Below are 11,534 nucleotides of genomic sequence, written 5' to 3'. Positions count from 1 at the left end.
CGATTTATCGCGCCATGCGCTGACTCCGCCATAGAGGAGCTCAACACATGGCAGCACGCGCCTACTGGCAGGGCCAGATTCGTCTGGCCCTCGTGTCGATCCCGGTGGAGATCTACTCCGCGGTGAAGAGCGGGGCGAAGATCAGTTTCAACCAGATCCACGAACCCACCGGAAAGCGGGTCCATTACGAGAAAGTGGTGGAAGGCGTCGGTCCGATCGACCTGGACGAGATCATCAAGGGCTACGAGATCTCCAAAGGCAATTACGTCCTGCTGGATGACGAGGAGATCGAGAGCGTCAAGATCGAGAGCCGCAAGACGCTGGAACTGGTCCAGTTCGTCGAGGCGCACGAGATCGATCCCCTCTATTTCGAGAAGCCGTATTACGTCGCCCCGCAGGACGATCTGGCGGAGGAAGCCTTCGTGGTGCTGCGCGAGGCGCTGCGCCGGGCCGGCAAGGTCGCGCTGGGGCAGCTGTCGATCCGCGGCAAGGAGCAGCTGGTGGCCATCAAGCCCTGCGGCAAGGGTCTGCTGATGGAGACCCTGCGCTATGCCGACGAGGTGCGCGGCGGGCAGTCCTTCTTCAGCGAGATCGATGATGTGAAGCCCGATGCGGAACTGCTGGACCTCGCCACCACGCTGATCGACAAGAAGACCGCGCCCTTCGATGCCAAGGCGTTTCACGACAATTATGCCGATGCCCTGATGCGGCTGATCGAGAAGAAGGCGAAGTCGAAGACCGGCAAGAAGATCGTGGAAGACCCAGACGATGGTGCAACGGCCAGCAAGTCCAACGTGATCGACCTGATGGCCGCGCTGAAGAAGTCGGTCGGTAGCGGCGCCCCGGCCAAGGAAACTACGGCGGAGAAGAAGCCCGCGGCCAAGAAGGCGCCGGCCAAGAAGAGCACTGCCGCCGCCAAGAAGCCGGCCACGCCGCGTACCCGCAAGAGCGCCTGAGCCGTGGCGGCGGTCAGATCGCGCAAGAAGGCGGGCCCGCCGAAGGATGCAGCGGCGGACCTGCTGGCGGAGTACAACCGCAAGCGCGATTTCACCCGCACGGCCGAGCCTGCCGGCAAGCAGGCCGATGATGGCGCCGGCAATCGCTTCATCGTGCAGAAGCACGACGCCACCCGGCTGCACTGGGACCTGCGGCTGAAGGTGGACGGCGTGTTGAAAAGCTGGGCGGTCACGCGCGGCCCTTCGCCCGATCCATCCGACAAGCGGCTGGCCGTGCGGACCGAGGATCACCCACTGTCCTACGCCGAGTTCGAGGGGGTGATCCCCAAGGGTGAATATGGCGGCGGCACGGTGATGCTGTGGGACCGCGGGACCTGGGCGCCGATCGCCGGCAAGAGCGCGGCCGACCTGAAGGACGGCCACCTGCACTTCACGGTCCAGGGCGAGCGGATGCAGGGCGAATGGCTGCTGATCCGGCTGAAGCCCCGCCCGGGCGAGAAGCGCGAGAACTGGCTGCTGCGCAAGATCGCCGACGCCCATGCGCAGGAAGGGGATGTGCTGGTGGAACGCTGCCTCACCAGCGTCCTGACCGGCCGCTCCATGGCGGAGATCGCCGCCGACACGGCTGGTGAATATTCGCTGGCGGGCAAGAAGGGTGACGCCTTCACGGCCGAGATGACCCAGGCGGCGAAGCGGAACGCAACAAAGGCGCGGCCAGCGCCGAAGCGCAAGGCCGCGGCCGGCAAGCTGCCTGCCTTCCGCCCGCCGCAACTCGCCACGCTCGTGGACAGCGTGCCGGCCGGCAATGGCTGGCTGCACGAGATCAAGTTCGACGGCTACCGCGCGCTGATTGCCGCGGCCGGGCAGAAGGTTGCGGTTCACACCCGCAACGGCAAGGACTGGACAGACAAGTTCGCCCCGCTGGTGGCGCACCTGCAGGCGCTTGACCTGCCGCCCTGCCTCATCGACGGGGAGATCGTCGCCTATGGCAAGGACGGCAATCCCGATTTCTCCAGCCTGCAGGCCGTGCTGAAACGCGGCCACGGGTCGCAGACGGACAAGGATGCGCTGTCCTTCCACGCATTCGATCTGCTGGAGCTGGAGGACGAGGATCTGTCCGGGCTCACCAATATCGAGCGCAAGGAACGGCTGGAGGCGCTGCTCGCCACCGCCACCCCGCCGATCCATCTGGCCGACCATGTGATCGGCGCAGGCGAGAAGCTGTTCGGGGCGATGTGCAAGGCCGGGCAGGAAGGGATCATCTCCAAGCGGATCGACGCCAAGTACAGCGGCGCACGCAGCAAGGCGTGGGTGAAGGTCAAATGCACCCGGCGGCAGGAATTCGTGATCATCGGCTGGAAGAAGTCGACCGCCAGGGCGCGCCCCTTCGCCAGTCTGCTGATGGCGCAGAACGAAGGGGGCAAGCTGGTCTACAAGGGCAATGTCGGCACCGGTTTTGGCGCCGACACGCTGGCGGACCTGGCGGATCGCATGGCGAAGCTGGTGCGCAAGACCGCGCCGGCGGAATTGGACCGGGTCGCCAGCCGTGGCGTGACCTGGGTGGAGCCGGAGCTGGTGGCGGAGATCGCCTTTGCCGAGTTCACCGCCGATGGCAGCGTGCGCCACGGCAGCTTCCTGGGCCTGCGCGGTGACAAGCCCGCGGTCGAGGTAGTTCCGGAAGTGGCGGAGCCAGCGCCCGATGCGCAGGCCGAACTGGAGGCCGTGACCATCTCCAGCCGGGATCGGGTGATCTTCCCCGAGTCTGGCCAGACCAAGGGTCAGCTGGCCGATTATTATGCCACGGTCGCCCCGCTGCTGCTGCCCTTCGCCGCCGCGCGCCCGATCAGCCTGGTCCGCTGTCCGCAGGGCCGCGCCAAAAAGTGCTTCTTCCAGAAGCATGACAGCGGCAGCTTCGGCGGCCATGTCCATCATGTGCCGATCCGCGAAAAGGATGGCGGCAGCGAGGATTACCTCTATACCGAGGATGCCGCAGGGCTGCTCGCCTGCGTGCAGATGGGCACGATCGAGTTCCATGGCTGGGGCAGCCGGGTGGCCGACGTGGAGGCGCCTGACAGGATGGTGTTCGACCTCGACCCGGATGAGGGGCTCGATTTCGAGGCGGTCAAGCTGGCCGCGACGGACATCCGCGACCGGCTGGCCGATATCGGTCTCGCCAGCTTTGCCATGCTGTCCGGCGGCAAGGGCGTGCATGTGGTGGTGCCGCTCACCACCGGCCATTCTTGGGACGCGCACAAGGATTTCAGCAAACGCTTCGCGGAGGCACTGAGCATGGCGGAGCCGGAGCGGTTCACCGCGAACATGAGCAAGGCCAAGCGCACCGGACGGATCTTCATCGATTACCTGCGCAACCAGCGCGGCAGCACCGCGGTGATGCCCTATTCGGCGCGCGCCCGGGCCGGTGCGCCGGTGGCGGTGCCGATCGCCTGGGCAGAGCTGGCCGGCTTTGCCGATGCGCATCCGTTCTCCATCAGCGATACCAAGAAACTGCTGACCCGGGCACGAGCCAAGGCGCTGGCCGGCTGGGGTCATGCGGAACAGGCATTGCCGGCCATATAGTTGACGCATAACGGCAATATCGGGATCGGCAGGCGCACAAGCCGCTCGACCTGTCGCACATCATTCGGATCGATCATGACCCTTCCTACCGACCGCCGCCGCTTCCTTGCCGCCACCGGCAGCGCCTTTGCCGCGCTGGCCGCCAGCGGGTGCATGCGCACGCCGCTCAACGCTGCCGCAATGCGGCCCGGTCTTGGTTTTGGCGCGTTGCAGCCGGACCCGGCGGGCATCCTCGATCTGCCGCAGGGCTTCACCTATCGGGTGATCTCCAGCCTGGGCGATGCAATGCATGACGGGTTTACCGTGCCCGACCGGGCAGACGGCATGGGCTGTTTCGACCTGGGCGATGGCCGCATTGCGCTGGTGCGCAATCACGAACTGATGCCCACCAACGATGGCGGCGGCGTCGTCGGCAAGGCCTTTGACACGCAGGCGCGCAGTCTGGTGCCGCTGCCCGGCGGCACGACGACACTGGTGCTGGATGCCGCCACGCTGGAACTGCAGGGGCAGCACCGCTCGCTTGCCGGGACGATCCGCAACTGCGCAGGCGGCACCACGCCATGGGGCAGCTGGCTGACCTGCGAGGAGAACGTCGCCCGCGCTGATGGCAAGATCAACCAGGATCATGGCTGGGTCTTCGAAGTCCCTGCCACTGCGACCGGGCTGGTCGATCCGGTTCCGCTGAAGGCAATGGGGCGCTTCAATCACGAGGCGGCGGCAGTCGATCCGGCGACCGGCATCGTCTACCTGACGGAGGACATGAAGGACAGCCTGCTGTATCGCTTCATCCCCCGGACCCCAGGGCGGCTGGCGGATGGCGGGCGGTTGCAGGCGCTGGCATTGGCCGACGGCCCGGCCGACACCCGCAACTGGGACGGGCGGACCGGTGCTGTGCGCGGGCAGGCGCGCGCGGTCCGCTGGATCGAGCTGGACGACGTGGAGAGCCCGAACGACGATCTGCGCCTGCGCGGCGCGGCGGCGGGCGCCGCGATCTTCGCCCGGGGCGAGGGCATCCATATGGGCGAGGGCGAACTGTTCTTCTGCTGCACCAGCGGCGGCGCGGCCGGGCTGGGCCAGATCTTCCGCCTGCGCCCCTCCGCAAGCGGCAATGCCGATCGGCTGGACCTGTTCTTCGAGTCAGAGGGCAAGGACCAGTTCGACTATGGCGACAACCTGACGGTCGGGCCCAACGGCCATCTGGTGGTGTGCGAGGACCAGTATACCGAAACGGTGGCCAATCACCTGCGTGGCATCACGCCGGAGGGCGAGGCCTATCCGATTGCGCTGCTGCGCCAGCAGACCGAACTGGCGGGGGCCTGCTTCTCGCCCGACGGCAGGACGCTATTCGTGAACTTCTACAGTCCGGCTCGCACGATCGCCATCACCGGGCCGTGGATGGCCTGACTGGACGAAGGTCGTGGCGGCCTACAGCGTCGCCACGATCCTCAACACCCGCTCGGCCCATTGCGGCCGGCAGATCAGCACGTCGGGCAAATAGGTATCCCGGTTGTTGTAGCGCAGCGGCGAGCCGTCGATGCGTGAACAATGCAGCCCGTGTGCGGCGGCGACCGCGACGGGTGCGCAATTGTCCCACTCATATTGTCCGCCCGAATGCAGGTAGATGTCAGCTTGCCCACGGACCACCGCCATTGCCTTGGCCCCGGCGCTGCCCATCGGCATCAGCTCGCCACCGAGCTGTTCGGCGATGGCCAGCGCCTCGGGCGCGGGACGGCTGCGGCTGATCAGCAGGCGGGGCGGGCCGGCATGGGCGGACAGTGGCGTGACATCGTGCGAGGTCAGGACCGTGCCGCCATCGCAATCCGGCAGCGCCACGGCGCCGGCGACCGCCACGCCGTCCACCGCCAGGCCGACATGCACCGCCCAGTCGGCGCGGCATTCGCCATATTCGCGGGTGCCGTCGATCGGATCGACGATCCATACCCGCGACTTGCCCAGCCGTTCGGGCGTGTCGCGGCGTTCCTCGGATAGCAGGCCGTCATCGGGCCGCAATCGGCTCAGTGCCTCCACCAGGAAGGTGTTGACCGTGCAATCCCCGGTGCAGCCCAGCGCCTTGCCATCCAGCAGCGCGGCGGCGCGCACTTCCTGCCCGATCCGCCCGGCGGCGGCCGCCAGCCGGGCGGCCAGGGCCGCATCCTCGGCCAGGGTCAAAGGGTCGGGCTCCATTCACCCAGCACCTGCGCCACGATGATCTCGGCCGCCTGTTCGGGCGTGCTGCGGGTGGTGTCGATGCGAATGTCGGGCCGCTCGGGCGCCTCGTACGGGCTGCTGATGCCGGTGAAGTTGGGCAGCTTGCCTTCCCGCGCCTGACGGTACAGCCCCTTCGTATCCCGCGCCTCTGCCACCTGCAGCGGGGTGTCGACGAAGATCTCCACGAAGCTGCCATTCGGGATCATGCTGCGAACCAGCTCGCGTTCGGCGCGGAACGGGCTGATGAAAGCGGTCAGCACGATCAGCCCGGCATCCGTCATCAGCCGGGCGACCTCGCCCACGCGGCGGATGTTCTCGATCCGGTCGGCCTCGCTGAAACCCAGATCCTTGTTCAGCCCATGCCGCACATTGTCGCCATCCAGCAGGAATGTGTGCCGGCCGGCGGCATGCAGCTTGCGTTCCACCATGTTGGCGATGGTCGACTTGCCGCTGCCGGACAGGCCGGTGAACCACAGCACCTGCGGCTGCTGGCCCTTCAGCGCGGCGCGGGCCGCCCGGTCCACATCCAGCGCCTGCCAGTGGATGTTCTGCGCCCGGCGCAGCGCATTCTGCAGCAGGCCGGCCGCCACCGTGGCGTTGGTCAGCTTGTCGATCAGGATGAAGCCGCCCAGCGCCCGGCTGTCGGCATAGGGTTCGAACACCAGCGGCCGGTCTGTCGTGACCTCCGCCACGCCGATCCCGTTCAGCGACAGGGTGGGCGCGGCCAGATGCTCTAGCGAGTTGACGTCGATCTCGTACCGCGGGGCCGCTACGCTGGCGCTGACGGTCTGTGTGCCCAGCTTCAGCCAGTAGGCGCGGCCGGGGATCATCGCTTCCTCGCCCATCCACACGATGCTGGCCTTGAACTGGTCGGCGGCTTCCGGCGGATCCTCCGCCGCCGCGATCACGTCGCCTCGGCTGCAATCGACCTCGTCGGCCAGCGTCAGGGTTACGGACTGGCCGGCGACCGCCTGCTCCAGCGGGCCGTCGAACGTCTCGATCGCCTTGATCGTTGTGGTGCGGCCCGACGGCACGATGCGCACGGCGTCACCCGCACGCACCACGCCACTGGCGATCTGCCCGGCGAAGCCGCGGAAATCCAGGTTGGGGCGGTTGACCCATTGCACCGGCATGCGGAAGGCGCGCTCCTGCGCGACGTCGTTGCCGACCTCCACCGTCTCCAGGTGCTGCATCAGGCTGGGCCCGGCATACCACGGCGTGCTGGCGGACGGCGCTGCGGTGATGTTGTCGCCGCGGAAGCCGCTGAGCGGGATGGCGGTGAACTCTTCCACCCCGATGCTGGCGGCAAAGGCGCGGTAATCGGCCACGATGGCATCGAAGGTGGCCTGGTCGTATCCGACAAGGTCCATCTTGTTCACCGCCAGCACCAGATGGCGGATGCCCAGCAGCTGGCACAGGAAGGAATGGCGGCGGGTCTGCACCAGCATGCCCTTGCGCGCATCCACCAGGATCACGGCCAGATCGGCGGTGGAAGCACCGGTCACCATGTTGCGGGTGTACTGTTCATGCCCCGGCGTGTCGGCGACGATGAACTTGCGCCGCTCCGTCGAGAAGAAGCGATACGCGACATCGATGGTGATGCCCTGTTCCCGCTCCGCCGCCAGGCCGTCCACCAGCAGGGCGAAGTCGATCTCCCGCCCCTGCGTGCCGACGCGGGCGCTGTCCGCCTCCAGCGCGGCCAGCTGATCCTCGAAGATCATCTTGCTGTCGTACAGCAGCCGGCCGATCAGGGTGGACTTGCCGTCATCCACGCTCCCGCAGGTGATGAAGCGCAACAGGCCCTTGTTCTGGTGCTGCTGCAGATAGGCGTCGATGTCCTCCGCGATCAGCGCATCGGGGCGGTAGGCACGGTCTTCGGAATGGAGGGCCATCAGAAATATCCCTCCTGCTTCTTCTTCTCCATGCCGGCACCGCCTTCATCCTTGTCGATGGCGCGGCCCTGGCGTTCGCTGGTGGTGGTCAGCAGCATTTCCTGCACCACCTCCGGCAGGGTCGCCGCCGCGCTCTCCACCGCGCCGGTCAGCGGGTAGCAGCCCAGCGTGCGGAACCTGACGGAGCGCATCACCGGCTCCTCCCCCGGGCGCAGGGGGAAGCGGTCGTCATCCACCATCAGCAGCATGCCGTCGCGTTCCACGGTCGGGCGCGGCGCGGCGAGATAAAGGGGTACGATGTTGATCCCCTCGGCCATGATATATTGCCAGATGTCCAGCTCGGTCCAGTTGCTCAGCGGAAACACCCGGATGCTCTCGCCCCGGTGCTTGCGCGCATTGTACAGGTTCCACAGCTCCGGCCGCTGGTTCTTCGGGTCCCAGCCATGGCTGGCCGTGCGGAAGGAGAAGATGCGCTCCTTCGCGCGGCTCTTTTCCTCGTCCCGCCGGGCACCACCGAAGGCTGCGTCGAAGCCGTACTTGTCCAGCGCCTGCTTCAACCCTTGCGTCTTCCACATGTCCGTATGCAGCGGGCCATGGTCGAACGGGTTGATGCCACGCTCCATCGCCTCCGGATTGTGGTGGACCAGCAGGTCCATGCCGGCATCCTGCGCCGCCTGTTCGCGCAGCGCGTACATCGCCTGGAACTTCCAAGTCGTGTCCACATGCAGGAGCGGAAAGGGCGGCGGGGCAGGGTAGAACGCTTTCCGCGCAAGGTGCAGCATCACCGCGCTGTCCTTGCCCACGGAATACAGCATCACGGGCCGCTGCGCCTCGGCAACGACCTCGCGCATGATGTGGATCGATTCGGCTTCGAGCCGTTGGAGATGTGTCAGACCCAGCATGATGGGGGCCGAAGTGCCGTCTGCCGCCCTTTTGCACAAGGCGGGCGGGCGGGCAGATTTTCTTGGGTGGGCGCAAGCCGGCCGGATCAGACCCGGTGCGGCGTCCACTCCTCTCCTGCCGGCAGGGGTGCGAAGATGGCGTCAAGCGCCGCGCCGATGGCAGGTGGTTGCCACAGGGCATCGCCGGTCTTGTCCACCAGCACGGCACGCACGCCTTCCGCAAAGTCCGGTCGGGCAATCATGCGGAGCGCAATCCGGTGTTCCAGCGCCATCTCGGCCGCGAAATCGGGCACATCCGCGGCGAAGAGGCGCAGGGCGACCGTGGCGCTGGTGGGGCAGCGGGCGTCCACCGCCGCCAGTTCCTTTGCCGCCCAGCGGCTGCCGTCTGCGGCCAGTGTGGCGCGGACGGCAGCCAGCGTGCTGCCGGCGAACAGGTGCTCGATCGCTTCCGCATTGCCTTCAAGCCGCGCCGGCGGCGGTGTGGTGGCGAGCCGTTCCAGCACCTGCTCGATCGTGGCGGGATCGGCGCTGATCGCCGCCTTGGCCTCCTCCAGCGCATTGTCCGGCAGGTAATGCGTGGCGAGCCCGGCCCACAGGCACTCCGCCCCGTCCAGCCGGGCGCCGGTCAGCGCCAGGAACGGGCCGACATGATGCAGCAGGCGCGGCAGGTACCAGCCGGCGCCGACATCGGGGAACAGGCCGATCGAACCCTCCGGCATGGCCAGCAGCGTGTTGGGCGTGGCCACGCGATACAGGCAGGGCAGCGCCAGCCCGACGCCGCCGCCCATCGTCACCCCGTCCATGAAGCAGACCAGCACCTTGGGGCAGGTGAACAGCAGGTGGTTCAGGCGGTATTCGTGCCCGAAGAACGCCCGCGCCGCGTTGCCGCCATCGCGCAGCACGGACTGCCGGACCCAGGCGACGTCGCCGCCGGCGCAGAAGCCGCGCACCTGCGGCGCATGGTCCAGAATGATGGTGGTCAGCGAATCGTCATGCCACCAACCCAGCAGCGCGCCGGTCATGACGTCGCACATCGGCGGCGTCAGCGCGTTCAGCGCGGTGCGGCGCGCCAGCCGGATACGGCCGACCGCGCCCTCACGCCAGACCTGGACGTCGTTGATCGTCGCAGGGCCGATGGTGTCAGCCACAGCTGATCCGGGTGATCGCCATCCGCTCGTCATAGGACACGGTCAGCCGGTCCTCGCGAAAATCCATCGTCATCGCAGAGTTCGGCGGCGCCCAGCGCAGGGTCTTTGCGCCCGATCCGCGCCGCAGCCGTTCGCCCATCTCCGCATCGACCCGCTGGCCGACCATCCCCTGCAGGTCGGTCGCGTCGCACGGCGCGTCGTCACGCCGGTGCGCCACTTCCTCGCGCACATTGTCCCAATGCGTCTTGCACCCGGTCAGCGACAGGGTCGCCAGCAGGATCAGGGGAATCCGGGTCGTCATCAATCGTTCTCCTTTGGCAGCCTCAACGGGCGACTGGCGCCCCGGCTCCCCTCTGCTAACGCTTTGGCACGGGAGAAGGAGCACGCACAATGGCAGGCCTGTGGTTCGACGAGTTGCATGTGGGGCAGGTCTTCGCCCACGCGATCCGCCGTACGGTGACGGAGACGGACAACCTGCTGTTCTCCACCATGACGCACAATCCGGCGCAATTGCACCTGGATGCCGAATACATGGCCGGCACCGAGTTCGGGCAGGTGCTGGTCAATTCGGTGTTCGTGCTGGGCCTGATGGTGGGCGTGTCGGTCGGCGATACCACGCTGGGCACCGCCGTCGCCAATCTGGGGTGGGACGAAGTGCGCTTCCCCAGGCCGGTCTTCATCGGTGATACGCTCAGGATCGAGACAGAGGTGCTGGAACTGCGCCCCAGCCGATCACGGCCGGACCAGGGCATCGTCACCTTCGCGCACCGGGCGTTCAACCAGCGGGACGAACTGGTGGCGCAATGCCGCCGCAGCGGGCTGCAGAGGTGCCGACCGCCGGCAAGCTAGGATTCAGGCCGCGAGCCAGGCACGGGCGAGCCGCTCCGCCTCCGTCGCAATGCGTCCATCGCCCAGAGCCACGGCCAGCAACAGGCGCAGCTTGCGGACGCTGAGCGGGCCGGCGGGGATCGCCCCCAGATCGGCCAGCGCCGCGCCGGAGGCGTAGGACGGCGCGGTGCCGCCGGCGATGCAATGCGTGCCGATCCCGAGCAGCACGCCGGCGGCCCGGGCGCGTTCCAGCGCCGGCAGCACGGCGGCAGGCACGTTGCCCCGGCCGAAACCCTGCACCACGATGCCGCGCGTGCCTGCCTCCACCAGCAGGTCGACCTGCCGGCCGGTGCTGCCCAGCGCCAGCGCGACGATCTCGACCGTGGCATCCGGCTCTACCCGGGCGAAGGCCGGGCGTCGCAGGGGCAGGGATCGCAGGCGCATGCCCTGATCGTCCACCCGGCCGATCTCGGCACCGGGCGGACCGAACGCCTCGGGCGCGCTGCTGTCCAGCTTCAGCGCGTACGCGGCCGGCAGGATGCGGCCGCCGAACACGATGACGCTGCCGATCCCGCGCGCAGCCGGCTCCGTCGCGACGGCCAGCGCGTCCCGCAGGTTGGCCATGCCATCCGCACCGGGTGCGCCAGGTGCCCGCTGTGCGCCGGTGAACACCACCGGCTTGGCGCCGCCATGGAACAGGTCGGTGAGGAAGGCGACATCCTCCATCGTGTCCGTGCCATGGGCCACGACCGTGCCGGCCAGCGCCGGATCGCCTTCGACCGCTGCCGCCAGGTCGATGACGCGCAAGGCGTCGCCGAAGCCCATGTCCTCGCTCAGGCCGGCATAGGCCTGCCGCTCCGTCAGGGCATGAGGCAGCGGCGGCAGGGCGGCGGCCAGTCCGGCGCTGCCCACCCGGCCGACCAGCACGCCGCGATCGTCCGGCACGGAGGCGATGGTGCCGCCGGCATCGATCAGCAGCACTCCGGGCCTGGCATTCATGGGCACTCACCTCCTGAGGGGACG

At 67.9% G+C, this 11,534-nt stretch carries 10 protein-coding genes; 4 read left to right on the top strand and 6 right to left on the bottom strand.

What is annotated here, in order from left to right:
• The first annotated feature begins 47 nt into the window (after window positions 1-47).
• The 3 genes from ku (at window position 48) to PK98_RS10360 (ending at window position 4,937) form a co-directional block, all read left to right on the top strand.
• A complete protein-coding gene (gene ku / locus PK98_RS10370; protein ID WP_039096843.1) occupies window positions 48-956 on the top strand; it encodes a non-homologous end joining protein Ku in 909 nt (302 codons plus the stop codon).
• A 3-nt stretch (window positions 957-959) separates the two neighbouring features.
• Window positions 960-3,533, top strand: coding sequence for a DNA ligase D (ligD, locus tag PK98_RS10365; RefSeq protein ID WP_052208517.1), 2,574 nt, complete (start codon window positions 960-962; stop codon window positions 3,531-3,533).
• Between the two features lie 75 nt (window positions 3,534-3,608).
• A complete protein-coding gene (locus tag PK98_RS10360; RefSeq protein ID WP_039097546.1) occupies window positions 3,609-4,937 on the top strand; it encodes an alkaline phosphatase PhoX in 1,329 nt (442 codons plus the stop codon).
• A 21-nt stretch (window positions 4,938-4,958) separates the two neighbouring features.
• Here the strand turns inward: PK98_RS10360 and PK98_RS10355 are convergent, their stop codons facing one another.
• Genes PK98_RS10355 through PK98_RS16005 form a run of 5 tightly spaced genes read right to left on the bottom strand, consistent with a single transcriptional unit; the run spans window position 4,959 to window position 9,984 of the window.
• Window positions 4,959-5,717, bottom strand: a complete 759-nt coding sequence (locus tag PK98_RS10355) for a 3'(2'),5'-bisphosphate nucleotidase CysQ (protein ID WP_039096842.1) — start codon at window positions 5,715-5,717, stop codon at window positions 4,959-4,961.
• Window positions 5,699-7,633 (bottom strand): sulfate adenylyltransferase subunit CysN, encoded by a 1,935-nt coding sequence (cysN, locus tag PK98_RS10350; protein ID WP_039096840.1) that lies wholly within the window; start codon window positions 7,631-7,633, stop codon window positions 5,699-5,701. The genes PK98_RS10355 and cysN overlap by 19 nt, the downstream gene beginning before the upstream one ends.
• Entirely contained in the window at window positions 7,633-8,574 is a 942-nt protein-coding gene (cysD, locus tag PK98_RS10345) for a sulfate adenylyltransferase subunit CysD (RefSeq protein WP_407637621.1), read from the bottom strand. Before cysD ends, cysN begins: the two co-directional genes overlap by 1 nt.
• Window positions 8,575-8,621: 47 nt before the next feature.
• Window positions 8,622-9,683, bottom strand: coding sequence for an enoyl-CoA hydratase/isomerase family protein (locus PK98_RS10340; protein ID WP_235425487.1), 1,062 nt, complete (start codon window positions 9,681-9,683; stop codon window positions 8,622-8,624).
• Window positions 9,676-9,984, bottom strand: coding sequence for an I78 family peptidase inhibitor (locus PK98_RS16005; RefSeq protein WP_052208515.1), 309 nt, complete (start codon window positions 9,982-9,984; stop codon window positions 9,676-9,678). Before PK98_RS16005 ends, PK98_RS10340 begins: the two co-directional genes overlap by 8 nt.
• An 89-nt stretch (window positions 9,985-10,073) precedes the next feature.
• Here PK98_RS16005 and PK98_RS10330 point away from each other — a divergent pair, with 89 nt between their 5' ends.
• On the top strand, window positions 10,074-10,532 hold the full coding sequence (locus tag PK98_RS10330; protein WP_039096837.1) for a MaoC family dehydratase: 459 nt from the start codon (window positions 10,074-10,076) through the stop codon (window positions 10,530-10,532).
• 3 nt (window positions 10,533-10,535) lie between these two features.
• On the opposite strand, the gene PK98_RS10325 is transcribed toward PK98_RS10330, so the two are convergent.
• Entirely contained in the window at window positions 10,536-11,510 is a 975-nt protein-coding gene (locus tag PK98_RS10325; RefSeq protein WP_152608636.1) for an asparaginase, read from the bottom strand.
• Window positions 11,511-11,534 lie beyond the last annotated feature (24 nt).

This window comes from Croceibacterium mercuriale (assembly GCF_000802385.1).
Taxonomy (GTDB): domain Bacteria; phylum Pseudomonadota; class Alphaproteobacteria; order Sphingomonadales; family Sphingomonadaceae; genus Croceibacterium; species Croceibacterium mercuriale.
This window is presented reverse-complemented; position numbering and strand designations above follow the sequence as displayed.

Coding starts and splice junctions, on each gene's coding strand:
- ku (WP_039096843.1), top strand. CDS start 48: ATGGCAGCACGCGCCTACTGGCAGGGCCAGATTCGTCTGGCCCTCGTG.
- PK98_RS10360 (WP_039097546.1), top strand. CDS start 3,609: ATGACCCTTCCTACCGACCGCCGCCGCTTCCTTGCCGCCACCGGCAGC.
- PK98_RS10355 (WP_039096842.1), bottom strand. CDS start 5,717: ATGGAGCCCGACCCTTTGACCCTGGCCGAGGATGCGGCCCTGGCCGCC.
- cysN (WP_039096840.1), bottom strand. CDS start 7,633: ATGGCCCTCCATTCCGAAGACCGTGCCTACCGCCCCGATGCGCTGATC.
- PK98_RS16005 (WP_052208515.1), bottom strand. CDS start 9,984: ATGACGACCCGGATTCCCCTGATCCTGCTGGCGACCCTGTCGCTGACC.
- PK98_RS10330 (WP_039096837.1), top strand. CDS start 10,074: ATGGCAGGCCTGTGGTTCGACGAGTTGCATGTGGGGCAGGTCTTCGCC.
- PK98_RS10325 (WP_152608636.1), bottom strand. CDS start 11,510: ATGAATGCCAGGCCCGGAGTGCTGCTGATCGATGCCGGCGGCACCATC.